Genomic DNA, 26,234 nt, shown 5'->3' with positions numbered 1-26,234 from the left:
TATTCACAAACGTGAACATTGTGCGCCTTCAGTTTATCTGATTAGCTTCTAATGTATTGTATTCGATTTCTTTTCATTTTAATTCTGTAATTCATATGTGTCAACTTGGAATTTGGATTTTCTTACTAAACTAAAATATTGGCATACTTCGAGCCCAATGATTTTTCAAATCAGCAAATTCTTTTGGTAACTTACTATTTCCATTCCATTCTAATTTATATGCATTTACTAACACCGTAGCCATTGATTCACGGTTCATTACTCCATTTTGATTAAAATTACCGTTCTTATCATTTTCAGAGTTCATCCATAATTTCACAAATAAGATATTGCACTCGCCGTAAGCGTTAATCCCTTCTGTTCTATGTATATCTCCTCCTTGTTGGTCATATGAAGCTTTAAATATATGGCACCACAGCTTAATCAATGCACAAAAAAATGAGGCAACCACCTTCAAAGATGGTTGCCTCATTTTTACACTTGCATCGCTTTCTCTCTCAATGCTCTTCTTAACAACTTACCAGTCGTATTCTTCGGTAATTCTATTAAAAACTCAATGCTTTTCGGCACTTTATATTTCGCTAAATGTAACGTACAGTAATGCATTAGTTCTTCTTCTGTTACGTTCGTTTGTTTCAGAACGACGTAAGCTCGCACTGCTTCTCCTAAGTTTTCATCAGGAACACCGATTACAACAACTTCCGCTACTGATTCGTGCGTATATAATACTTCTTCTACTTCACGAGGGTATACGTTATAACCGCCAACTAAGACGATATCTTTTTTACGATCAACGATATAGAAGTAACCTTCTTCATCCATTTTCGCCAAGTCACCTGTATATAGCCAGCCGTCTTTCAATGTCGCAGCTGTATCTTCTGGTGCATTATAGTATCCTTTCATAACGTTAGGTCCGCGAACGATTAATTCGCCGACTGCGCCGACAGGTACTTCTTCCCCAAGTTCATTTACAATTTTATTTTCTACATGCCAAATATTTGTGCCAATCGACCCTGGTTTACGAGGACGATCTAGCGGATTGAAACAAGTAACTGGTGATGCTTCTGATAAACCGTATCCTTCTGAAACAATAACGTTAAAACGTTTTTCAAAGTTTTGTAGAAGAGCAACAGGCATCGATGCGCCACCGGAAATACAAAGACGAAGCGTCTTCACATCTTCTGCGCTTGCTTCTTCAAATAAATATAAATAATTGTACATCGTCGGTACGCCAGCAAAGATCGTTGGTTCGTACGTGCGACAAATACGGAATACTTCTTTCGGACTAAATTTCGGTAACATTAAAATCGTTGCCCCGTTCACAATCGGTGCATTTACCGCAACTGTTAAACAGAATACATGGAACATAGGCAGTGCCGCAACAACGCGGTCATCAGCCGTATATTGTAAATACGAAGCCACATCGCTCGCATTACTATATAAATTTTTATGTGTTAACATAGCGCCTTTCGGTTTTCCAGTTGTGCCCGAAGTGTATAGGATAACCGCTACATCTTCTTCATCTAGTTCAGGACCTTCGTAAGTTGTATCTCCAATCCCCACAAAACTAGTAAACGTTTTCATTTTTTCGGTTTCTGTATGGTTAAAATCTGATGAGGTTTCGCATATGATGATGTTTTCTAATGAAGGAAGTCTTGTTGTAAGAGATTGTATAACAGGTAGAAGGACGTCGAGTACGATGATTGTTTTTACATCTCCATTTTGTAAAATATAATGCATTTCGTCTGCTGTATAAATTGGATTAACTGGAATAACAGTTGCTCCGGCTTTCATTGTTCCGTATAAACCGACCAAAAAATGTGGTGAGTTCCCAACAACTAATGCGACATTGTCCCCTTTTCCAATGCCCATTTCTGCTAAATTGCTAGAAAACCTTGTGACCATTTTGTTTAATTGGTCATATGAGACCGACTGATCCATAAATATATAAGCCGGTTTATCCCCCTTCTTTTTTGCCGTTTCAGCCAAAGATTGAACGAGATTCACAAAAACCCCACCTTTATAAAATTTAGAATATTTAAAAATTCTAAATTAATTATATTAAAAGAAAATTAAAGTGGCAAGTGATATTCTATTAACTGCATATAGACAGCTCACCTTCTCTTAGTTTACTTTGGAAAAATAAGGGGATTTTATTTACAAGTAATTTATGAAACTAGACCAGAAATCATTTTAGGATAATATGCATTCATCTTTTCTCTAAGTTTATTAAGTTCCTCTTTATTTAACGTCGTATGCTCGCCGTGCAAGTTAAGAGCGTCCGCTCCATCTTCATGAAAATACACCGTAACATATAACGTCGGTAACCCTTTGTTGTTTTCATCTATTGATAAGACGACATCTGGCTTTTTATTAACAGTGCTGAATGTTTCATTTCTTTTCCACTTCTTATTTTGAAACATGTCTTGTATATCATGTATCTTTCGTTTGTTATCTGTATGCGTAAAATATATAACATTATCCTCAGCCGGTTTTCCGATAGACAAAATTGTATGACTTGAGGGCAATCCACTGTTACACGCTGTCATTCCGATGACGAAGCTGAGCAATAATATAACGTACATTACTCTTTTCATTTCGATTCGCCTCCTTTTCATATATATATTCCTTTATAAGAGGCAGATGTCCTGTAAGTATACATTTTGTGGTAAATGGAATTATATCGACAAAACTACAAAAAGAAAGAGGCTGCCTTTATGGCAGCCTCCCTCATTTTTAGAAGAATAAATGTAAGAAATCTTCTGTTGTAATGTTACCGAAGTAGCGTGCGATATCTACGCCTTCTAAAGCTGCAGTGAATGCATCTTTATCGAACTGAACGCCTGTTAGACGCTCTTCGATATCATGAACATCTAGTGAACCGAAGAAGTCGCCGTAAATTTTACATTCTGTTACTGTTCCTTTTTTCACTTCAAGACGAACATCAACTTGTCCAACTGGGAAGCGGTGTGAATGTTGTAAGTTGAACTTCGGTGATTTTCCGTAGTTCCAATCCCAATTTTGGTAACGTTCTTCAGAAAGTTTGTGGATCTCTTTCCAATCATTTTCTGTTAATTCATACGTTGGGATTTCTGTTTCTCCTTCGAAAATTGTTTCTAGAAGAAGTTGTCTAAACTCCTCTGTCGTCATTTCTTCGTTTAGGAACTCTGTAATGTTCGCAACGCGGCTACGGATTGATTTAATACCTTTTGATTGGATTTTATCCATTTTTACTTTTAACGCTGATACGACGTGATCGATTTCAGAGTCAAATAGTAACGTACCGTGACTGAACATACGACCTTTCGTTGAGAACTGCGCATTACCTGAAATTTTTCTACCTTCAGCTAAAATGTCGTTACGACCACTTAGTTCTGCATTTACGCCTAATTTACTAAGCGCTTTCGTTACAGGCTCTGTGAATTTTTTGAAGTTGCTGAAACTGTCTCCATCATCTTTCGTAATAAAGCTGAAGTTTAAGTTTCCTAAATCATGATATACTGCGCCTCCGCCTGATAGACGACGAACGACATGAATACCTTTTTCTTTTACGTAATCTGCATTAATTTCTTCTACTGTGTTTTGGTTTTTACCAATGATAATCGAAGGCTCATTAATGTAAAACAGTAAATATGTTTCGTTAATATCTAAATTCTTCACACAATATTCTTCAATCGCTAAGTTTATTCTAGGGTCTGTAATTCCTTTATTATCAATAAATAACATCGTATCACCTCATGAGTTCCATACGTAGCCACTATGCGCTAGCGTAATATGGCCACTGAAAATTTGTTTTGCTTCTGTTACTAAATCAGATGGGTTGCCTGTATGCGGTAAGTGCGTTAATAAAAGTTCTTTTACATTCGCATCTTTTGCAATACTTGCTACTTCTGTACTATTCATATGCCCTGCTTTTGCAGCCTCTTGATGTGCATACATATTACACTCACAAATGAAAAGATCAGCATCTTTCGTGAATGGAATAAACTCAGGAATATAACTGGAATCAGCGCTGTATACTACGATATCACTACCTGCTGTAATGCGCATCGCAAAGCATGTAACAGGATGAACAGTTTTTAAGAATGAAATCGAGAACGGTCCAATTTGAAGTGTTTCTTCTGGATTGTACGCGATTCCTTTCGTATGCGGTTCATGTGTTAAAGAATGGAAACCATTCTCATCAAACGTATGACCGTATATTGGTAGTTCTGGTAGTTGCCTTGTTGTCGCGCTCGTAATTAATCTCGCATATTGCAATACCCCAATATCTGCAACATGATCGTGATGATAGTGCGATAGTACAACTGCATCTATATCAGATGGTGTTATATATTTTTGAAGCTGTGCTAGTACACCACTACCACAGTCTACAAGTAAACGAAAACCATCGTGTTCAAACAAATACCCCGACGTTGCTTCTCCCGCTTCTGGAAAGCCGCCCCAAAAGCCGACAACAGTCATTTTCATATGTATCCATCCTTTCTAAAACCGAGTAGGAATGCAGTTTTTCTCCGTACTTGAGAAAGTTTTTTACTTACATCCTACATTGTTAACTATAATCCATTTCCTAAACTTTTTCATTAATTTTCAATTTTGTTATAAAACAGTTGTTGACTTTTATTTTTTGTACTAATACAATGATAGTAAGAAATGGAAATGGAAATGGAGGGATTGACATGATCGATCAACCAATGGAGTTTTTCAGAAATTTACCGACGAAAACTTGTGCGCACTGCGGGAAAGAAATTGATGAGCAGCACGAAGCATACCATAACAAATGTGATGATTGCGTTCACGAAGAATAGTAGTTTGTGAACAGAAAAAAACCTAGCAGACATAGTCTACTAGGCTAATAACATCTTATCCTTCATCGTTGAACCTTTCACCAAGAGCTCCAGTTCAAACTCATACAATTCTTTTTTTCGATAATTTTTCGTATGGATTTTATCCATCATCAGGTCGACAACTTTTCGGGCCATTTCATCAATTGGCTGTTCAATAGTCGTAATACCTGGTTCTGTAATCTGCGATAATATTTGATTATCAAAACCGATAACAGCGAGATCATCTGGAATGCTCCAGTTATGGCGTTTCGCCTCTGAGATAATTCCAGCTGCTACCTCATCGCCTCCTGCCAAAATCGCGGTAGGATTTTTTTTGTCCTTTAATACTTCATGGAATATTCGTTTTCCATCCTCCCAAGAGAAAGCGTTTTCAAGAAAGTCAATCGCTTCTACTTGGCGGCTCTTCTCAGTTATTGCACGTAAAAAGCCCATTTTTCGCTGCTGGCTAACGACTTTGGTTTCGTTACCACGGCAAAAAATAAGATTACGATATCCTTGATCTAACACATGCTTCGCAGCTATGTATGCTCCTTGCGCATGATCAAACTTCACTGTTGGAATATTTGCTTCCTCAATATATTCATTACACAACACGATTGGACCGTGCTGTAAGTATGGCTCTACATCTTCCCACGGATTTTCTAGTGAACATAGAATAATCCCATCTACTTGCTTCGTAGATAATAATTGTAAATACTCCATCTCTTTTTCCGGTAAATATCTTGTTTGACAAATAATCAGTTTATATTTATGTTCAGAAGCAGCAATCTCGATTGCTTCAATAAATCTACTGAAGAAAGGATTTGTAATCCTTGGAACTAGCACCGCAATTGTTTCCGTTTTTTGTTTACGAAGCCTTCTCGCCGCAGAATTAGGAACGAAGCCTAAATGCTTCATTGCTAATTGAACCCTTTTTTTCTTCTCATCTGAAACATATGGATGATTATTAATCACCCTAGAAACCGTTGTCCTTGATAACCCCGCTAATTTCGCCACGTCCTCTATAGTCGACACGAAATTCTCCCCCTTTGCATGAAAACGTTTTCTTAAATTGATTATATAGTATATTATTGGAAACTGCAATATCGGTTGTTATGATTTTACTATATTAATATTATACATAGGTAAAAGTCTGTTAATGCAGGGGCAATATACTGCTTTTAGAAATTTACGTTATGTACATTCCTTTTCTTAATACCATATATCCTTTATTCAATATAAAACCCCATCAATACGTCATCTCCATATGATCCATCTTCATATTTAATTTGCTTTCGTTGTCTGCCTTCTTCTACAAAGCCCATACGTTTGTACACTTTAATTGCCCGATCATTAACAGAAACTACACCTAAACAAATTTTCTCTAAACCTTTCTGCCCTTTCGCCCAACTAATAAGAAATTCAATTAATTTCGTGCCGATGCCTTGATTACAATACGCCTCTTTAATCCCCATTCCCATTGTGCCTGCGTGTTGTAACCGTTCTAGTTCATATCGGTTGAAAAGTAAAAAGCCAACTACCTTCCCATCTACTTCATACACGATATAAAGATTACCTTTCTCATTACTTTTCCGTATCTTTTCTCTTTCTGCATTCATATCATTCGGTAACTTCTTTGGGGATACTATGAAAAATTTTGTAGTAGTTTCCGATAATATAATTTCTTTTCTAATATTCATAATTGCTTCTGCATCAGTCTCTTTTACTAACCGTATCATTGAATCACCTCGTACTTTTTCTTTTTAAAAATAATATTAAAACTATAAAACGGCCAATATGCAATATTACATATTGAGAATCTTTTTACTCTTGATACAATATTCATACATCAAAATAAAAGGAATGTATGCAATGAATCCAATCTTAACAGCTGCAAAACAACTATTACATAAAGAAGAAAAGATTTTATCTACTTTAAAATGTTCACTTACTGGCTATATGATTACGCATAAAGTCCCGTATCCTGGCATGTTACTTGCTACTAATCAAAGACTTCTCTTTTTTAGCCAATATAAAAACACATTCATTGCCGAATTTGATTATGAAAAAATTCTATCCATAGAAACGAAGAGAAGAATCTTTGACAAAAAAATAATATTTTACTATGAAGATGAATATATAACGCTTGGATACATTACAAGTTCGAATGTTGAAGCGTTCATAGACTTACTACAAAGAAACAGCAAGACTAGCACAGGCTTATAATCAGCGGGGATCCCCTCGCTGATTCATTATTTTAACTCCTCCCACTTCGTCCAAACTTCTCTCCCGTTTATACAGTACATATTATCCTCTCTATTCATAAACCCCTGTACAATAAATTCACGTCTAATTGTACAAAAATCATCATGATATTGTTTTATAAATGTATTAATTTCTTTTTCTGTATATTGATTTTCAGCATTTAACTTGCTAATTAAATGCTCTAACAATACTAGTTTTTTCTTCTTTTGACCTGGAATCGATTTTAAACGATCCTCTTTATCGAAAAAGTTACGAATGGTCGTATCCCGGAATTTCATTTCACTTTCAGTCATTTTGTTATCCTCCATCACTTTTTTTCTTTATCTTTTCACTTAAAATATCAATAAAGTAATATCCACCCATTAACACATAATAGAACGTAAGTATTCCAAATGCATCTTTCATACTTGTATATACTTCTTTATCAAACAATATAGGTGAAAGGGCATAAACAAGAAAGATTATTAGCGGATTTACGATAAAATAATAAGTAAGATTGCCTTTCATCATATCAACTCCTCTACCCTATGTTTCTCTGTAAATTGTTGTAATTCCTTTTCTTTCGTTTTTATAGCTTTTAGAAAGATTTATAGATGAACTAAGGAAAAGATGTGCCCTCTATTAAAATAAAAAAGCACCAAAAAGGTGCTTTTATCTACGCTTCAACCGATTGATTTTCAGCAACATTTTTAAATTGTCGTTTGTGCATCAAAGTTAAGGAAGCGATCGTTCCAAGTGATAATACAACGATAAAGATCATGAGCATTCCTATGTTTTGCCACATGAAGTCAAAGTCTCCACTCGATACGACTGCTTTCAATCCTGATACAGAGTATGTCATCGGTAACCAAGCATTGAATGGTTGTAAAAACTTCGGAATCAATTCTAGCGGGAATGTTCCGGCACTCGTTGTAAGCTGCATAATTAATGTGATAATGGCAATAAAACGGCCTGCATCACCGAATGCTGTTACTAAACATTGAATTAATGCGATAAATGCTAAACTTGTAATGATACTAAAGAGTATGAAGTATGGAATGCTTTGTACTTCTACACCCAATCCGAACAGTAATATAACATCTGCTACTATCGCTTGAATAATACCAACTGATAGTAAAACACCGAACTTACTAATAAACCAACTAAATCCTGATTTTGGAACTCCTACTGTATCACGTAATGGATATACGATTGATAATAGTAATGCCCCAACGAATAAACCGAGTGATAGGAAATACGGCGTAAATCCAGTTCCGTAGTTAGGAACTTCCGCCATTTTCTCCGTCTTCACTTTTACAGGACTTGCAAACATATCATACGTTTTATCCGTCCCTTTTACTTCACCAGTTTTTTCTGCTCCTTCGCCAAGTTTCTCTGCAAGTTCACTTGAACCATCGTTTACTTTCACTAGTCCATCAGTTACTTTTCCTGATCCGTCTGCTAGTTTATTTACTCCGTCGATTAGCTGGGTTGAGCCATTTGATAATGTGCCTAAGCCTGTTGTTACTTGACCGGAACCGTTTGCTAACTTGTTTACTCCATCAACTAATTGACCTGTTCCTCCTGATAATGTGCCTAAGCCTGTTGTTACTTGACCGGAACCGTTTGCTAACTTGTTTACTCCATCAACTAGTTGACCTGTTCCCCCTGATAATGTGCCTAAGCCTGTTGTTACTTGGCCGGAGCCTTCTGTGACTTGACTAGCTCCCCCTGCTAACTGATTTATCCCCACTGCCATTTGATTGGCGCCGATAGATAATTCACCTAAACCACCATTTAGTTTTTCTAAACCATTTGTCACTTTTCCAGAGCCATCCGCTAATTGATTTACACCTGTAATTAATTGATTGGATCCTGTAGATAATTCACCTAAGCCACCACTTAGCTTACCTGCACCATTTTTCAATTCATTAACTCCACTTACAAGCTTCGGCCCATTTTCAGCCAATTTGCTAACACCAACATTTAATTCTTTACTTCCCTCTGTTACATTATTTGCTCCAAGTTTTGCTACCCCTAATCCTTGACCAAATCCTTGGAAATTAGCAAGAAATTTATTTTGCTCTTTTGCTAATTTTTCGATACCAGCTACTAAACCATTTAGATTTTCTGGACTTGATACCTTTATTTGTGCTCCCTCTCTCTCCTCACTCATTACACTTTTTAACTCTAATACATTTTTATTTGCTGTATTTGTTGTCCCTACAAGTTCTGTTGATTTCTTTTGAACTGCCTCTGTGCTTTTCTTAACATTTGCTATAAATGGTTCTAACTTATCTTGATATTCTTGTGGGAGACTTGCGATTTGTTCTTTCAAAGCTGCAACATCTTTTGTCATTTGATTTGCATTCTCTACATTAGATAGCGAATCTTCTTTTAGTTGCCCAACGCTTTCCACTGTTTTATTTATCTCTGCATTTACTTGCTGTACTGTATTGGATGATTTCTGTTCATTTGATTGATTCGTTACAACACTGTGTACTTGATTATTTAAATCTTGCAAACCTTGCTGAATTTTTTGTGCGCCTTCTTCTAATTGATTTTTTGTACCATCTAGTTTCTCTAAACCACTTGAAAGTTCGCCTGTACCTTTTTCTAATTTGTTAGAGCCTGCAGACACACTTTTCAAGCCATTATTTAATTCAATAGATTTATCCTCTAATTCTTTTAAACCACCATACAATTGCCCTGATCCATCAGAAAGATTTCCTATCCATTTTTGTAACTCACCCGATTTATTAACAAGTAAATTTAAACCACTATTAACTTGACTAGAACCACCGTAAAGCTGCCCTGCTCCATTTACTAGTTCAGTAATTCCACTCTTCATTTCTCCTGTTTTACCGTTTAATACATTTAAACCATTGGTTACTTTACTTGAGCCATCTGTTACCTGACCTGAGCCATCTAACAATTTATTAATACCTGTTTCCATCTCCCCTGATTTCCCTTGCAACGTATACAAACCAGATGTTACCTGACCTGAGCCATCTAACAGTTTATTAATACCAACTGTCATTTCCCCTGATTTTCCTTGCAACGTATAAAGGCCATCTGTCACTTTTCCAGAGCCATCTATTAACCTACCAACTCCATCCTTCATCTCCCCTGATTTCCCTTGAAGTGTATGAAGGCCATCCGTCACTTTACTTGAACCATCATGCAATTCACTTGATCCGTCGTGTAGTTTACTTGCCCCTTCCGCTCCATCTGCTAATCCTTTTGAGACGTCTTTAATAGAATCGAACATTTTCTCTGCATATGTTTTCGTTAACGTGCTTGATACTTCAGTTTTAATCTTTTCAATGGCTGTTCCTCCAATTTGTGAAGATAAGAAGTTTAAACTTTCATTTGGAATGTACTCTAAGTTTAATGGCTTTGGATTGTCTTTTAGTAACGTTGTAGCGTTACTTGAGAAGTCATCTGGAATGCGCACTAACATGTAATACTTTCTACCTTCCATTCCTTTCTTCGCTTCTTTTTCACTTACGAACTCCCATTTAAAACTTTTATTATCTTTTAAATTATCAACGAGCCCTTTTCCGACCTCAATTGGTTTCCCATCAAATACTGCGCCTTTATCTAAATTGACTACTGCAACTGGTAAGTCATCTAACTGTTTATACGGATCCCAAAAGGCCCACAAAAACATCCCTGCATATAAAATCGGTACGAATAAGACCGCAATAATTGGAATTAATATTTTTTTACTTTTTATAATTTCCGTGAACTCTTTCCGAAGTAACTGATTCCCTTTCATAATTTCTCCCCCTTTTTATAAAATGACCAAAATGTTCATATAGTCATTTTTACCCAAACAAAAAGGCTATACTTGTTCATACATATGCCTTATCCCTGAATTTATTACTATGCAACTTTTTCTTATTATGATTATAATTTTTCTATATCCCCCCTTAACTTAAATATATGACCGCATTGTTCATTTGGTCATTTTTTATAAAATTAAAAGGATTATCTTAGTTTGACAATCCTTTTAATAAATAAAGTTCAAATAACTCTGCAATTTTTTCTTTTTCTAGCGGTTCGTGATTTTTTTCCCAATCAAAAATAAGCGATACATATAGACGCAGCATAATAAATGCTGTAATTTCTGGATCACATTTGCTAATTTCACCTTTTTCAATCGCAATCTTTAAATACGATTGAATAACAGAAACGATTTCCACATCAACTTGTTGCATAACTTCTTGTACTTCTTTCGTTCCCATATCGCGCTCTTCTTGAATTAATTTAATCATGAGCTGATGTTCTTTTCTAAATTCCAAGATGCTATATAATGCTCTATGTACATTTTCAAAAAATGAAACATCTGAACGAATTGCACTTTCTGCAACTTGCTTCATTTCTGTAATTAAATTAGAAATAATTTCACCAAATAGCTCTTCTTTATTTTTGAAAAAAGTATAAATCGTTCCTTTTCCTACATTCGCTAACTTCGCTACTTGATCCATCGTTGTTGCTTTATAACCGAACGCTGAAAAAGACTTTGTTGCAGCTTCAATAATAGAACGTTTTCGATCTATCGCCACATTGTCACCTCCAAAAATGACCAATTGGATAATATAGTCAATCAGTACATCTTTGATATTACCACACGCTTACATTCTATACAAGTTCTCTTTTTATTATTTCCAGTATAAAAAAATTCCAGTCAGTGTATATCATACTGTCCATAGTTTATCAAAAAGTATACTTGTATGGAAAGCTAGAATATATTCGTAAATAATTGCTGACTAGATCCCACTAGAAATTTAATAAAATAGACAGTGTTCTTAAAACCAAAGGTTTAAGAACACTGTCTATTATTTTGACATAGAAAGTAATATTTTCTCCATTTCTTTCTTAGTTAGCTCATCATCGATTATCTCTTCGTATATCTTTGTATCTCTTGTAAAAATATCATTCACTATGACAATTTGATAATCACTATTCTTACCTTGTGCTGGTACAAACATTTTAAGGCCTCTTAACTTCCCCTCTCCATGAGAAGATTTATTATAGACCATTCCTTTCCCGTCTAAACTATAACTTTCTAAATTCTCTTCTCCAGGCATCATATAGTGTAGTGGATCCTTACCACCATTACCATTACCATCCATATACATCCTTGACTGATAAATCGTAAAACCATATTTCCCTTTTGTATATTCTGATTTAATAACTAATTCTACATCTCTTCCAAAATATGAGTCAGCCCATTCTCTCTTTAGCTCATAACCTTCTGGTATATAAGTCGGCTGCTTAATTTGATACGGTACATGTTCTTTTGCTTCTTCTATAGTATATGTTAAAGACTTCTCCAGCTTATCTTCAAGCGGCTTTAATGTCTTCTCAATAGTAGCTAGTCTTTCTTGATCAGCTTTCTTCAAGCGTTCAGGTTTATATTCCTTTGTATCTCCATCATAATTCTCAGGCACATTTTTCTTAACCATTGCTTTCTTATGAATTTCTTGCGCTTCCTTAAATAATTGAACATACTGCTCAAATTCTTCTTTCGTAAAATTCTTTTCTGCCAAATACAAAAAATCTGTATTCATTTTATATGACTTTATCGACATACCCCATTCTCTACTTGCATTCTCTGGTGTACCTAATACTGTTTCTATCGCTTCTTCAAAAGCCGCTTTATGTTGCTTTTTTTCTACAATCTTTTCTTCCTGTCTTTCATCTCCCTCAGTTATCCTTGCATTTAATAAAAATCCGCCTGCTATAGCTGCTATCGCAATCACTCCAAGTAAAGAAAGGCGATACGATTTCTTTTGGAATTTTTTAATCATAACGATTCTCCTTTTTAGTGTTCGTTTATTTCTACTTAAATTTGCTAGGCTTGGTACTTGATAGGAATAGTGTTCTAGAAGGGTAATAATTGTATGTCCGTATGCAATTTGTTCCTCTTTATCTATAAAAGTAAGTGCATATGCATCACAGGCTAATTCTTGATCTTCTCGCATACAAAAATAGGCGTACCAAAGAATCGGATTGAACCAATTTAATAGGATTAAACTGTACATAATCCAATTTACAGCTACATCGTTTCTCTTAATATGAGCTAACTCATGGTAAAAGACATATTGTAATTGTTGCTCATTTAATACTTTCATATGTTTTTTTGATAGTAATACTTTCGGACGAAAGAAACTAAACACAGTTGGGCTCGCAATCTTTCCCGCTAGACGTAACGAAACCGCCTTCTTCATTTTCATAGATTGCTTACAGCGATTAAACACTGTAATGGCCTGTTCATCCGTAATATCCGGTTGTTTCTTTATGTAAGAATATAAACGGCTATTTGTAAGAAACGTGATGACCGCTAATATGATTAACCCAGCTATCCAAACATACAAAGCAAGTTTGTATAAAGAAAATGTAGTCTGTTTTTCCGAACTGACTTTTACTTCCGGTTCGCTAGTTTTTGTTACCATTTTAGAATTTGATTTCAATTCCACTTTTCGTTCGCTTTCTATGTTTACTATATTCTCAGTAGCCGGCATATTTTTTGGAATAACTTCCGATACGCTAGAACTATAAGAAAGTAATGAGTAAATGCTATAAGAGCTATCTGGCGACCACGGTAAAAGGAGTCTTATCATTAATACGATCCACAGCATATATTGCCACCGGGGGGTTAATTTATTTCTAAATAGCACTTTTATACATAAAATAAATCCGACTAATATGCTAGCCATAAGTGACGTTTCTATAAGCCAATCAAAAAAATGAGGAAGGTATACATTTATAAGCGTGTTTATCATTTTTATCGATCCTTCCTCTTATTCTCCTCTGTCTTCTCATCTAAAATGCGTTTTAATTCATTAATATCTTCTGAAGATAATTTCTCCTCTTTTAAGAAATTAACAAGTAATGGCTTAAACGCTGCACCGCAAAAACGTTTTAGTAAAGATTTCGTTTCCACTTGCAAATAATTATGTTGTGATACTAACGGATAATAAGCGTACATACGCCCTTTATCTTGATGGTAAGAAACGGCTTCCTTTTGTACTAATCGATTAATTAATGTGCGGATTGTTTTCGGTTTCCAGTCCATTGCATCTTCCAGTTCTTCTATAATTTCATTCGCTGTTTGCGGAGAACTCGACCAAAGTACTTTCATAATTTCTAATTCCGCTTCAGATATTTTAGGTAATTGATTTGTCATCGTATGTTTCACTCCTAAGTATTACATTTGTAATCTACAATTAAGATTACAAATGTAATACTTAATTGTCAACCATATTTTAGAAAAATTAATTTCAGCTAAACCTTCCTTCACAACAACAAAATTCCTCTTTTTCAAATAATCAAATAAAAAAAACAAGAAAATCTTTACAATTAATAGTAATATAGAAAATAGACAAGTTTATCAAAATAGTGGAGGCTTTTTCAGTCATGATGCGTGCGCTTCGTTTAAATATAAAGCAAGCTTTTTGTAATCGTGTTTCTTTAATTATTATGTTTAGTGGATTTGTTCTTATTTGTATTTATCATTATTATTATGTAATTCGTTATTTAGGAGACGCTGCGAATGGACCTATATCGACGGATATTAAATGGATTGGATTTCGTGGAAATGAAATGGATGTTTATTTATTATTAATGCCAGTTATTGCAAGTCTTCCCTTTAGTACAAGTTATAACTCGGATAAGTCCGATGGTTTTAAACCGTTTGTCAGTAAAGAAATTTCTTTATTTTCTTATTCAGTAACGAAATATATCGTTACATTTTTTTGCGGCGGACTTCTTTATACATTTCCATTCATCTTATCGTTATTATTTTGCAAATTAACCATTCCAGACGGAGTACCAACGGCTGGTTCAGGCATTATAAATGATAACGGGATGTTCGCAAACTTATATGAAACTTCTCCCATCACTTACATTGCTGTATATATCGGAATTAATTTTTTATTTGCAGGTTTGATGGCTCTTTTAGGACTTGCTGCATCTGCATGGTCCCAAAAGGACTATATGGCGCTTCTATTTCCATTTGCAACTACCTCTATTCCTTACGTCCTGCTAAATACGGTACTCCCTACAATAGGCGGAGCACCTATTCATTTATATGATCCAAGGCAGCCGCTGCATGGCATGTCACCATATATTTTGACAATACAATGTGCCTTCTTCCTCCTCGTTAGCTTAATCATGTATATACAAGGAGTAAAACGTGATAGAAAAAAATATAGAAGAAGGTTGCAAAAAAGAGAGCGGTGTAGAAAGGCGTTTCAAGTATAATAAAACCCTAATTTCCTTACTATATTGGAAATTAGGGTTTTATTTACTATTCACTTACGGTGTACCAGCCAATCCCCATAAAATAACGACCGCTACAAAATAAATCGCTTTAATACCTACCACTAAACATAATGAAACAATTGCATATTTACTTAATTCTCTTCTTGCACCTATTAAAGTGAAAATAACCGCCAAACTAAATGTTATATAAGAAGTTGCTGTATGTATTAAGTTATACGTAATATCTAGATTGCTTGTAAGTCCTGTTATATCAGCTACAAACTGAAGCATGACGATCGTACTAAAAAAGATTGCAAACTGATTCATTACCTTTCCATTTATTTGTAACTGCATTGTTGTCCTCCTTATTAAAAAACTAAATATTCAATCAATTTTATCATTAGATTACAAAAAAAGGAATCATCTCTTTATACTATTCTATAACGATGCAAAAAAAGAACGCTTAGTCACCTAAGCGTTCCTTTCTTTAAGAAGCTTTCTTCAAATCAATTTGAGCAAGTACTGGGTCATGGTCGCTTACACGTCCGTGCTCTTTCATTATATTTGAGTTTAAGTGCACTGGATCTACAATTGTGTGTGGTGCGATATTATTTGTTACTAAAATATGATCTAACACTTGTGCATTTCCTTCGTGAATGTACGTGTAACGATTCTCTTTTGGCACTGTGTTTAACATATCTTTTAAGATTGTTCCCTCTAGTGTTTTTAGTGGTTTAGAGAATTCGAAATCGTTCATATCACCTAACACGACAACTGGTGCATTCGTATTCTTTTTCTGAATTCCTTGCACGAAATGATTTACTTCTTGTGCTAACTGAATTCGTTTGTCTTCACTTTTTAATACGAGCGGCTGCACTTTTCCAAATGGCGTTGCATCTCCTAGTTTTGAGTTTAAGTGATTTGCAACGACAACAATGTTTTGTCCTTGGAACGTAAATTCTGCCGCTAACGGTTTACGTGTACTTTCAAATAATGGATTTTCGTCTCCAATACGAACAACATTTTTATCAAGTAACTTTGGTACCGGCGCTAATTTCACGCGTGATGGATTATAGAAGAAGCCGACGCGAATATTCGCTCCTGGTGCTCCTCCGTCTTGATTATTGTTTGGAGCGATTTCTACATACTCATACTTCGGTCCACGAATTTCTAGCACTGCATCAATGATACGTTTTGCGCTTAATGACGCATCTGTTGTACCGTCATTAATTGATCCGTTATTATCTTGCATTTCCTCTACACCGATAATATCTGGCATTTTTAAGTTGTATTTAATAGAATACGCTAACGCTTTTACCTTTTCATCTGTTGTTTCTTTTTTATTCGCTGAGAAGTTTTCAATGTTATATGTAGCAACCGTTAACTTATCAAGACGTGGCTGAATATTTGCGCCTACTTGCTTAAATCCACCATCCACTACAGCTGGCAGTTCTGTTATTGGCGAAATACGGAAAGAACCGTAATCATATCCTACTACCCCTGTTATATCTCCAGTGAAAGTATCTCCTACTTTTGCTACATAATCGCGAGGTACTTTTACAGAAAGGCGCTCTGGGTTTAATTGGTTTTCATCTAATAGAGGTGTGCCATATTGTGTTACTATTTTATCTCCACCATTTTTTACTGTTACATATAAATTTCCGTTTTTCTGAGGTGCAATAACTTTTGGTGTTGGCATCGTAACACGCATGCCTTCTATACTTTCATAAAAGTCGATTGCATCTTCATTTGGATCAAATAAACCGAATGCATCATTATCAATAATCTGGTCTGGGATTTTCACACCGTTTTCCCCAAGTACAATCGGTGCTGGCAAAGATTGATCTTTTGCGATTACAACAACGCGACTCGCCTTAATTTCTGTCGTCGTTAAGTCTGTTTCAAATCGCTCTGCATATCCTGGTCCAACATATTCTTCTACTACTCCATCAACTTGAATAAGATCTCCTACTGCTACATTCGCATCTTTTTTATATACGTACATACCTTCTGAAGTAGCTGGATCATTATCCGGCTGATTATCTTCTATATAAAAGCCGTTTTTATCAAGCGCTGTGACAACGCCTTCCACATTGTTTACTTTCTTCCCGTTGTAAGGAGACATATGTGATTTTCCTTGAATGTCATGAATACGAACCTGTTCATTATTTACGATAATAAATGAAAATGTCGAAATTGCTGAAGAAGTAAGTCCTTCTTTTTCTGCGATTGCTTTCACTACACTATTTTCATTCACTATAATTTGTCCATTATAAAGAACACTTTTATTAGTAGGATTAGAGCCATCTAACGTATAGTAAATCGTTGCACCTTCTGTATTCGTCGTTAATGTTACCGCTGTTCCTTTCGCAACTTCTCCGCCGTTCGGTGAAGCTACTACATCGCTAACACGGTTTTGTCCTTCACCTTGAAACTTATAAGCTGTTACTGATTTTAAACCTGGGTTACTAAAATATAATTCAAGAGTCCCAGTCAAACTAACTTTCTTCCCGATATTTTCAGGGTGATCTTTTACATTCACTGCCGTTCTCACATCACCTTTTGGCAACTGAACGGGCATGATTTTGTCTGGATTCGTTTCGTTTGGCGAATCTGCAATTGCTACGTTTGTATCATCAAACTTAGCTGGATCCTTCGTATATTTAGAAGAACTTTGCGTATATCCGACAATATATCCTTCCACAATCCCCTTCGTTTTCCCTTGCTGCTTAAATACTTGAATTGCTTTTTCTACTGACATAGAAGCAGTTTCTTCTGCTTGCGCTAAAGTTCCAGTAAATGAAAGCAATAGCAAGAATGATAAAAAGACGCTTAACAATTTCTTCACAGCCATTTTCCTCTCCCTATTTCATATTTTCTCAGCATTTCTATCATAACAAATGATTCGTTATATAGAACTATTTTTCGACAAATTTTACAAAAGATTTATTTAATTTACAAGCTTTCAAACTATAATACAAAATAATAATTTTACACCTTCTACAAATGCACTCTATAATGTTAGAGAGAGAAAACAGAAAATATCGACATTTGATTGGCATGTAAAATGGATTCATTTGAATAGGAGTGATTGGATGGAAGTGCAAACAGAAACATACCGCGCAGCTATGAATGGAACATTAGAACGTCATTTTTCAGATATGATTGCTGTTATACCAACTAGAATTACAATTGAGCAGTTAAAACAACGGCTAGAAAATATCGCTACTAAAGTTGATGAGTTAAAAATTGTTTATAGTGATGAGACAAGCCTTATTGTTGAGTTACATATGGATGAAACAATCATACCGTATGAACTGCATATTGATGAGGCGAATGACCCAGAAGAATATAAAATGTACAATAGACAAGATTCTACAATTGTAGATCGTAATTTTGAAGATGCGGCTTTCGGTACTGAAATTTTCACTCGTACGCTATTTGTAGGCGATGTACTCGACTGCTTTTTCCAGCAAATACAATTTTTATGGAACCTCGCCCCAGATTTGTTATTTGTAATCGATTCAAGTGCAGCAATGAAAGTGATATCTAGAAACTATATTGAATATCACGTTGAAAATGAATTATTACCTGACATTCCTGACTTATACGTTATTCATTCCGTTTATGAAGACGATAAAGAAGGCGAGCCTACGCAATATTGGTTTCATACACACGGCCTTTTAAGAGCGGGCGTAACTGAAATAGAGTTAATTATTCCAAATCGCATTTCTTCCTACTACGGCATTGGCGATCTCTTTCAAACATTTGCTAATAATGCCGTTGAGAATGGACAAGTCCCTATGAATGAGCCTATCGTTATCGCGCATAGTCAGCAAGGTTCTATACATACAGTCGCTGTTCCGTGGGAGAAAGGATTATCTTATATAGGGCATAAAACGAGTATGGACCAATTATCTTCAATCGAGGATGAAGAAGTGAAATTACAGCCAATAGATGCACAAAATACATTCTTAGGCGGAATGGATGCCCGAGATGAATACCATCAATCTCCATCCGTTCTCTTATTCAAATTTAATACTTCAGAAGAATATATTGAAAGTTTTTTCAAAGAACACGAGGAAGCTACAGGGCTCATGTTCTATAAAACAAATAGTGAAACCGATCGTATGGCTTATAATGCGAAAAATACTTTCGGGTATTTCAGCAACATTTTTCAAATTGAAAAATCCAATGAAGAGTTTCGTTTTCTCGCTAAGTTTGGTGTTTCCTATGAAGAGGGTAAAAGCGAACATATGTGGTTTGAAATGCAACATATTACAGAAGACCTGATTCAAGGAATACTCATCAATGAACCATATTTTATAGAAGATATGAGTGAAGGAAATAGTTATCATTTAGATTTTGATAACTTAACAGATTGGGTTATTTATGCAGGAGATGCTGTTATAAAGCCAAATAACTTATATATGTTTATTGGCGAATAAGTATTTTATATAATAAACGAAACGCCTTCAATATGATTGAAGGCGTTTCTTATAATTTATTGTGCGATTAATTCAGCATCTATTACTTTCTCCAAATGAAATAATACACGCTTTGCAGCTTCCTCACCTTGATTCATACAGTCTGGAAGTCCAGCACCAGCATAGGAGCTACCTGCCAAGTATATACCTGGCAACTCTTTCTCCATAAATGTTGTGAGCTTTTTCATTCGCTCGTTATGGCCCACTGTATATTGAGGCATCGCTTCTTTCCAGCGACTTACGATTGTAAACTCTGGATCCTCTGTAATATCCATCGTCTTCCTTAAATCTTCTAGTACGAGCTGAACGAGTTCTTCTTCAGTTTGTTCTACAACCGCTTCATCACCAGCACGTCCAACGTAACAGCGAAGGAGTGTTTTTCCTTCTGGCGTTGTATGTGGCCATTTTTTATGCGTCCACGTACATGCTGTAATGGTGTAATCGCTATTTCGTGATACGACAAATCCTGTACCATTAATATCGCGCTGGATTGCAGACTTTTGGAAAGCAAGTGCCACATTCGCAACGGATGTGGATGGAATATTACGGAAGAAACGAAACTGCTTGTACTGAGCAAACATGGACGGCAATACTTTATGCGAAGTTGCCACTACGATGGCGTCCGCTTCTATTTCTTTTCCGTTACTAAGAGTAATCGTATAACCATCACCCTGTTTCGCAACTTTTTCAATGCGAGTTCCCTTTATTATCGTACCTTCATGCATCTTTGCTTCGAGAGATTTTACGATAGATTCTAAACCTGTTTTCACTGTTTGGAACATTCCCTTTTTCGGTTCAGCTTTCTCTTCTTTCGGAGCGAGCGTACGCATACCGAGTGAAATACTGCGATGTTTCTGCTCAATTTGATACATTTGCGGGAATGTTGACATTAAGCTCATTTCATCAATATCCCCTGCATAAATACCCGATAGTAACGGCTCTATTAAGTTTTCAACCACTTCGTTTCCAAGACGATGTCTGAAAAATTGTCCGAGTGATTGGTCAGATACTGGCTTTGACCTCGGCATTAATAAATCAAAGCCAGCTCTTAGTTTACCAATTGGGGAGAACAGCCCGGAAAATAGAAACGGCGTAATTTGCGTTGGAATTCCCATCATTGATCCATTCGGCATTTTATGTAACCGATTGTTTACAAGGATAAATGATTGACCGGCTTGATTATTTACAAGTTCATCGCCAAGACCTAATTCTTTCACTAATCTAGCTGCACTTTCTTTTCGTGCTAAGAAAGAATCTGGTCCGCGCTCAATTGTAAATCCATCTTTTCGAACGGTTTGAATTTTTCCGCCAAGTTTACCCGATGCTTCTATAAGTAATGTATCAATCGGCAAGTTTTTTTCATGAATATTTTTTTGTAAGTTATACATTGCTGTTAATCCAGTGATGCCTCCGCCGATGATCACAACCTTTTTCCTCAAGCAGGCTCCCCCTTCTTCTTACAGTACAGATTCTTTTTTCTTTAATACAACATCTGTTAAACAATCAATAAATGCGTCCGATGCATTTGGCATTTCTGGACGATAATATTTCGCGCCAATTTCATCCGTTACAACTTTACACTCAAAGTCGTTGTCATATAAAACTTCTAAATGTTCCGCAACAAATCCAACTGGTGCATATACGAATGAAGTATAACCGTGCTTTTCATTTAGTTCTCTCGTTAAATCTTGTACATCTGGACCAATCCAAGGATCTGGTGTGTTTCCTGCACTTTGCCAGCCTACTGCATAGTTTGCTACTTCAGCTCCGCGCGCGATATAGTCCGCTGTTTCATTTAATTGATCTGGATATGGATCGCCCATTGCAATAATTTTCTCTGGTAAGCTATGTGCAGATACGATTAATACTGCTTTTTCACGCTCTGCATCTGACATACCGTTATATATACCTTTCACTGCATCGACCCAGTACTGGATGAATTTCGGCTCTTTATACCAGCTATCAATGCCATGAATTGTTAAGTTTCCAAGTTTCTCAGCTTCTTCTTGTGCTCGTCCAACGTATGATTTCACGCTAAACGTAGAATAGTGAGGTGCAAGAACAAGTGCGATTGCATCTTGTATTCCGTCGTTATGCATATCTTTCACCGCATCTTCAATAAACGGTTCAATATGTTTTAAGCCAAGATACATATGGTACTCTACTTCATCTTGTACTTCATTTAAACGCTTCTCTAACTTCTTAGCTTGCTCTAATGTAATAGTAGCTAAAGGAGAAATACCACCAATTGCACGGTAACGCTCTGTTAAATCTTCCAGCATTTCAGGACTTGGCTTTCTTCCTCTACGAATATGTGTATAGTAACGTTCAATATCTTCTTCTTTATATGGCGTTCCGTATGCCATTACAAGCAAACCAATTTTCTTTTTCATACAGCAATGCTCCTTTACTTCGCTAACTGCCCTTTAGAGTATTCATGAATAAATGTAGTTAAACGTTTTAATGTATCTGGATTTACTTCTGGGAATACACCGTGACCTAGGTTAAAGATATAACCCGGCTGTTTCATCCCTTGATCTAAAATACCTTTTACATGTTCTTCAATAACAGACCATGGTGCAAGTAAGAATGAAGGGTCCATATTACCTTGTACCGCCTTATGAACGCCCCGTGCACGTGCTTCTTCAATCGGTAAGCGCCAATCTAAGCCGACTACATCAAGCGGTAAGTCGTGCCACTCATTCACTAAGTGTGCAGCTCCTACGCCGTGCATAATCATTGGAACACCCATCTTACGAACTTCTGCAAAAATACGCTCCATTGCTGGTTTAATAAATACGCGATAATCCGCTACATTTACTGTTCCAACCCAAGAATCGAAAATTTGAACTGCTTTTGCTCCTGCGTTAATTTGCGCTTTTAAATATGTAATAACCATATCTGCTAGTTTATCCATTAAAGCGAACCAAGCTTTTGGCTCTGCATACATGAACGCTTTCGTATTATGGTAGTTACGAGATGGACCGCCTTCAATCATATAGCTCGCTAATGTAAATGGAGCTCCTGAAAAACCGATTAACGGTACGTCTAACATTTCTGTCGTTAATAAACGAATTGTATCTAGTATGTACGGTACGTCATCTTCTGGATTGATTTCCCCTAGTTTTTCTACGTCTTGTAAAGAACGGATTGGGTTATCGATAACTGGGCCAATACCTGATTTAATTTCTACATCCACACCAATTGCAGGTAGTGGTGACATAATATCTTTATAAAGAATTGCTGCGTCTACGTTATACTGATCAACCGGCAATTTTGTAACGTAAGCACATAACTCTGGATTGTGTGTAATTTCAAATAAAGAATACTTTTCTTTAATCTTTCTATATTCCGGCTGTGAACGACCTGCTTGACGCATATACCATGCTGGTACATAATCGGTACGTTCCCCCCTACATGCTTTTAAAAATGTCTCATTTATAGTTCTTACCAAGACCCTTGCTCCCTTCCTTACCAATGCTTCGAATACGTTCGATATTTATCTTTTTTTACTATACAGCTTGTAAAAACAAAATGCATAATATTATGTACGTTGTTCATTAAATTGACACAAACATTCTTAAAAACGCTTACTATTTTCACAACATTCTTATTATAACACAGAGAAAAACTATGGTTTAGCTACTTTTGACTTTTCTCCTTCACGATTCGTTTGTGTATTATATGGTACAACGTAAAAGCTCGGTTTTGAAAATATGTTAACGAACTTTTCCTCATATTCTCCAGCACCATTTACAGTGCTAGCATGCGTATGAATTCCGTTCTCCACTCTATAGATTCGGTACATAATTCTGTTATCTGGAAGTGGCGTCCAGCTTAATTTTGCTTTAAATAAACCGAAAGGGCTAAATGATAATTTCATTTTTACATCTTCAATTTTGCGCAGCCGAATCGGAGCGCCGATTGTTTCCACACCTTCAGGCTTCATAAACTTCTCTTTATGTTCTACATTAGCCTTCGTTAAAATTTTCTTAAACAATTTTGTCGCAGATGCACTTTCTCCTTGCAACTGATGCTCCTTATCCGTGCGGTCATAACCAATCCAAACAGCGCCTACTAAGTTTGGTGTATAGCCGACGAACCACATATCTCTTGCTCCCTTATCGTCATTTGGCAATGAAGTTGTACCTGTTTTCCCAGCTAACGCACCGTTATATACACCAACTCTCGCTGTTCCTTCCTTCACAACTCCTTCTAACATTTTCGTCATATACCATGCTGTCTGCTTCGAGAAGATTTTCGTCTCTACTTTTGGAGATTCCCCAATGACTGCACCGTGTCTGTTTAATACTTTATCAATAACGTGCGGCTCGATAATATTTCCATTTGCTAAAAATGAACGGTACATTTTTACAAGATCAAATATTGAAACGCCATTTTTCAATCCGCCAAGCGCTGTACTTAAACCAGCATCTGCAATATGAACATTTCCTTTTTCTAAATATTGCTTTCCTTCTTCTACCCCTAACTCATTTAATAAAGAAACTGCCGGTACATTTGCCGACTCTAAAATCGCATCATACATCGTCATTTCTTTTGAATACTCATGATTATAATTTCGAGGTTCATACCCTTCAAAAGAATTTCTTTCATTCGTTAATAAAGAATACGGATTATACTTTTTCGTTTCTAGTGCTGGTGCATAAACGATAAGTGGTTTTAAAACAGATCCAGGCTGCCTTTTGGCAAAAACACGATTAAATCCTCTCGGGACGTACTTTCTTCCCCCAATCGCCGCTTTAATCCCTCCCGTACGATTATCCATTAATAAGAAAGCACCTTGCGCCCCCTCTTCTTTCCCAGGGAAATTCCTTGCATCTTGAAACTGGTTATATGCTACCTTTTGAATCTTTTCATCCATAGGTACGACAAACGTATATCCTCCGCGAAGTACTTCTTGATGAGACAATCCGTATAAACGAGCGGCTTCATCTATGACCATATCAATATACGGCATATATGCAAGCTCATTCTCATCTAAATTTTTATATAGAGCAATTGTCTTCCCTTGATAACGAACGCTTTCTTCTGCAGTCAAATAGCCTTGTTTATGCATAAGTGACAACACTAGATCACGGCGTTCCTTACTCTTCTCTGCAGAATAGTACGGTGAATATCCGTTTGGTGACTTCGGAAGGCCTGCAAGCATTGCCCCTTCCTCTACTGTTAAATCCTCAACATTTTTATTAAAATACAACTTTGCTGCCGCTTGAATGCCGTAAGCCCCATGCCCAAAATAAATATGATTCATATACATTTCAAGAATTTGTTGCTTCGTATATTTTTGCTCTAATTGAAGAGAAATTGCGACTTCCTTCAATTTGCGCGTAAATGTTTTTTCACGAGTTAAAAAGACGTTTTTAGCGAGTTGCTGCGTAATGGTACTACCGCCCTCTACCTTTTCTCCAGCTAACGTATCTTTATAAAGAGCACGGAATATAGACGGATAATCAATCCCTTGATGCTCATAAAAACGAGAATCTTCCACCGCAACAAACGCCTGCTGCACATACTTCGGAATTTGCTCGATTGGTACGAGCTCTCTATTTTCTACGTATAATTTCGTAATTTCTTTCCCTTTCTGGTCAACGATACGTGATGAAGAGTGGAAAACGAGCTGCTTTTCATCCATCATATAGCCACCAGCTAACACGATAAGTTTATAGATTACAATCGCTACTACGAACGTTGCGACGCCGCCTAATAAAGTCCACTTTACTTTCTTCATACATCGTCCTTCTTTCCAAATGATGGTACATTTATTATTTGAAAAAGAAGTATCTTTATGTATATAATCTTCGAAGTTTTTTAAGAGAGTTGATATAATAGAAACAAACTATTAAGGGGGCATTAAAATGAAGGCTATTATTTCATACGAAACACCTCTAGAACAAGCACATTTCACTGCAAAAAATGATGAAAAAAATATGTTTTATAAAGAAAATACAGAAGAATCTGTAGAAGGTTCACTTCAGTATGACGTACTAGATGCTGTCGGTGAATTTAAAGGACAACCTGGCTATATCGTTTGTAACAACATTTCTGTCACAGACGAAGGTCGCCCTGTATTTGAAAACCGTTTTAAAAACCGCGCAGGCCTTATTGAAAACGAACCAGGATTCCAAGCAATCCGTGTTCTACGTCCATTAAGTAACGATACATACGTCATCTTAACGATGTGGGAAACAGAGCAAAACTTTAAAGACTGGACAGAATCACGTTCATTCGAAAACGCTCATAAGAAACGCCCTGTACAAGCAGAAGGACAAGCTCCAGCGCATCCACATGCGGAACAGCAAAAGAGTATTTTCTCTCGTCCATCTTTTGTGACTACTTTTGATGTGTTAGTTTAATTAAAACATAATACAACACTAACAGTACG

The 26,234-nt window shown here is 36.2% G+C and carries 24 protein-coding genes; 5 read left to right on the top strand and 19 right to left on the bottom strand.

Going from position 1 to position 26,234, the window contains the following annotated elements; translation table 11 throughout:
• Positions 1–130 precede the first annotated feature (130 nt).
• From BC_RS28275 to BC_RS05430, 5 genes are all read right to left on the bottom strand, one after another.
• Positions 131–307, bottom strand: a complete 177-nt coding sequence (locus BC_RS28275; RefSeq protein WP_002195255.1) for a hypothetical protein — start codon at positions 305–307, stop codon at positions 131–133.
• Between the two features lie 167 nt (positions 308–474).
• The gene (locus tag BC_RS05445) at positions 475–2,007 is read right to left on the bottom strand and encodes a fatty acid--CoA ligase family protein (protein ID WP_001055172.1); all 1,533 of its coding nucleotides are present in this window, start codon (positions 2,005–2,007) and stop codon (positions 475–477) included.
• 161 nt (positions 2,008–2,168) lie between these two features.
• Complete coding sequence (locus BC_RS05440; protein WP_000832608.1) at positions 2,169–2,597, bottom strand: hypothetical protein; 429 nt, start codon at positions 2,595–2,597, stop codon at positions 2,169–2,171.
• 139 nt (positions 2,598–2,736) lie between these two features.
• Positions 2,737–3,726 carry a lipoate--protein ligase gene (locus BC_RS05435; protein ID WP_000897285.1) on the bottom strand — a complete coding sequence of 330 codons (990 nt, stop codon included), beginning with the start codon at positions 3,724–3,726 and terminating at the stop codon, positions 2,737–2,739.
• 9 nt (positions 3,727–3,735) lie between these two features.
• Positions 3,736–4,470: an MBL fold metallo-hydrolase gene (locus BC_RS05430; RefSeq protein ID WP_000784668.1), complete on the bottom strand. Its 735-nt coding sequence runs from the start codon at positions 4,468–4,470 to the stop codon at positions 3,736–3,738.
• A 209-nt stretch (positions 4,471–4,679) separates the two neighbouring features.
• Here BC_RS05430 and yhfH point away from each other — a divergent pair, with 209 nt between their 5' ends.
• Positions 4,680–4,808, top strand: a complete 129-nt coding sequence (gene yhfH / locus BC_RS05425) for a protein YhfH (protein ID WP_000567010.1) — start codon at positions 4,680–4,682, stop codon at positions 4,806–4,808.
• A 39-nt stretch (positions 4,809–4,847) separates the two neighbouring features.
• Here the strand turns inward: yhfH and BC_RS05420 are convergent, their stop codons facing one another.
• Positions 4,848–5,861, bottom strand: coding sequence for a LacI family DNA-binding transcriptional regulator (locus BC_RS05420; protein ID WP_000103715.1), 1,014 nt, complete (start codon positions 5,859–5,861; stop codon positions 4,848–4,850).
• Between the two features lie 194 nt (positions 5,862–6,055).
• Positions 6,056–6,565, bottom strand: a complete 510-nt coding sequence (locus BC_RS05415) for a GNAT family N-acetyltransferase (protein ID WP_000620469.1) — start codon at positions 6,563–6,565, stop codon at positions 6,056–6,058.
• A gap of 133 nt (positions 6,566–6,698) precedes the next feature.
• Here BC_RS05415 and BC_RS05410 point away from each other — a divergent pair, with 133 nt between their 5' ends.
• A complete protein-coding gene (locus tag BC_RS05410; protein ID WP_001068220.1) occupies positions 6,699–7,052 on the top strand; it encodes a PH domain-containing protein in 354 nt (117 codons plus the stop codon).
• A gap of 26 nt (positions 7,053–7,078) precedes the next feature.
• On the opposite strand, the gene BC_RS05405 is transcribed toward BC_RS05410, so the two are convergent.
• The 6 genes from BC_RS05405 to BC_RS05380 form a co-directional block, all read right to left on the bottom strand.
• Positions 7,079–7,384, bottom strand: coding sequence for a DUF2087 domain-containing protein (locus BC_RS05405; protein WP_000140291.1), 306 nt, complete (start codon positions 7,382–7,384; stop codon positions 7,079–7,081).
• A 4-nt stretch (positions 7,385–7,388) separates the two neighbouring features.
• Positions 7,389–7,601: a hypothetical protein gene (locus BC_RS05400; protein WP_001986098.1), complete on the bottom strand. Its 213-nt coding sequence runs from the start codon at positions 7,599–7,601 to the stop codon at positions 7,389–7,391.
• Between the two features lie 145 nt (positions 7,602–7,746).
• Positions 7,747–10,851, bottom strand: coding sequence for a YhgE/Pip family protein (locus BC_RS05395; protein WP_000678077.1), 3,105 nt, complete (start codon positions 10,849–10,851; stop codon positions 7,747–7,749).
• Between the two features lie 217 nt (positions 10,852–11,068).
• Positions 11,069–11,641: a TetR/AcrR family transcriptional regulator gene (locus BC_RS05390; protein ID WP_000963381.1), complete on the bottom strand. Its 573-nt coding sequence runs from the start codon at positions 11,639–11,641 to the stop codon at positions 11,069–11,071.
• A 273-nt stretch (positions 11,642–11,914) separates the two neighbouring features.
• Positions 11,915–13,864: a M56 family metallopeptidase gene (locus tag BC_RS05385; protein ID WP_011109891.1), complete on the bottom strand. Its 1,950-nt coding sequence runs from the start codon at positions 13,862–13,864 to the stop codon at positions 11,915–11,917.
• Positions 13,865–13,866: 2 nt separating this feature from the next.
• Positions 13,867–14,268, bottom strand: coding sequence for a BlaI/MecI/CopY family transcriptional regulator (locus tag BC_RS05380; RefSeq protein WP_000184510.1), 402 nt, complete (start codon positions 14,266–14,268; stop codon positions 13,867–13,869).
• Between the two features lie 230 nt (positions 14,269–14,498).
• On the opposite strand from BC_RS05380, the gene BC_RS05375 reads away from it, so the two are divergent.
• Complete coding sequence (locus tag BC_RS05375) at positions 14,499–15,344, top strand: membrane protein (protein WP_000984146.1); 846 nt, start codon at positions 14,499–14,501, stop codon at positions 15,342–15,344.
• 54 nt (positions 15,345–15,398) lie between these two features.
• Here BC_RS05375 and BC_RS05370 read toward each other — a convergent pair whose 3' ends face one another.
• Positions 15,399–15,698, bottom strand: coding sequence for a hypothetical protein (locus tag BC_RS05370; protein WP_001176851.1), 300 nt, complete (start codon positions 15,696–15,698; stop codon positions 15,399–15,401).
• Between the two features lie 133 nt (positions 15,699–15,831).
• The gene (locus BC_RS05365) at positions 15,832–18,198 is read right to left on the bottom strand and encodes a DUF6359 domain-containing protein (protein WP_000279277.1); all 2,367 of its coding nucleotides are present in this window, start codon (positions 18,196–18,198) and stop codon (positions 15,832–15,834) included.
• Between the two features lie 241 nt (positions 18,199–18,439).
• Between BC_RS05365 and BC_RS05360 the strand changes: the two genes are divergently transcribed.
• Positions 18,440–19,792 carry a DUF4026 domain-containing protein gene (locus BC_RS05360; RefSeq protein WP_000453703.1) on the top strand — a complete coding sequence of 451 codons (1,353 nt, stop codon included), beginning with the start codon at positions 18,440–18,442 and terminating at the stop codon, positions 19,790–19,792.
• Positions 19,793–19,848: 56 nt separating this feature from the next.
• On the opposite strand, the gene hemY is transcribed toward BC_RS05360, so the two are convergent.
• From hemY to BC_RS05340, 4 genes are all read right to left on the bottom strand, one after another.
• Positions 19,849–21,270, bottom strand: coding sequence for a protoporphyrinogen oxidase (hemY, locus tag BC_RS05355; protein WP_001228070.1), 1,422 nt, complete (start codon positions 21,268–21,270; stop codon positions 19,849–19,851).
• Positions 21,271–21,288: 18 nt separating this feature from the next.
• Positions 21,289–22,224: a ferrochelatase gene (hemH, locus tag BC_RS05350; RefSeq protein WP_000726775.1), complete on the bottom strand. Its 936-nt coding sequence runs from the start codon at positions 22,222–22,224 to the stop codon at positions 21,289–21,291.
• Between the two features lie 14 nt (positions 22,225–22,238).
• Entirely contained in the window at positions 22,239–23,285 is a 1,047-nt protein-coding gene (gene hemE, locus BC_RS05345; RefSeq protein ID WP_000252605.1) for a uroporphyrinogen decarboxylase, read from the bottom strand.
• A 177-nt stretch (positions 23,286–23,462) separates the two neighbouring features.
• Positions 23,463–25,580: a transglycosylase domain-containing protein gene (locus tag BC_RS05340; protein ID WP_000756285.1), complete on the bottom strand. Its 2,118-nt coding sequence runs from the start codon at positions 25,578–25,580 to the stop codon at positions 23,463–23,465.
• Positions 25,581–25,707: 127 nt separating this feature from the next.
• Here BC_RS05340 and hmoB point away from each other — a divergent pair, with 127 nt between their 5' ends.
• The gene (gene hmoB, locus BC_RS05335) at positions 25,708–26,205 is read left to right on the top strand and encodes a heme-degrading monooxygenase HmoB (RefSeq protein WP_000644067.1); all 498 of its coding nucleotides are present in this window, start codon (positions 25,708–25,710) and stop codon (positions 26,203–26,205) included.
• Positions 26,206–26,234 lie beyond the last annotated feature (29 nt).

Origin of the sequence: Bacillus cereus ATCC 14579 (genome assembly GCF_000007825.1) — a bacterium.
GTDB lineage: Bacteria > Bacillota > Bacilli > Bacillales > Bacillaceae_G > Bacillus_A > Bacillus_A cereus.
Note: the sequence above shows the minus strand (reverse complement) of the source record. Positions and strands in the feature narration are given on the sequence as shown.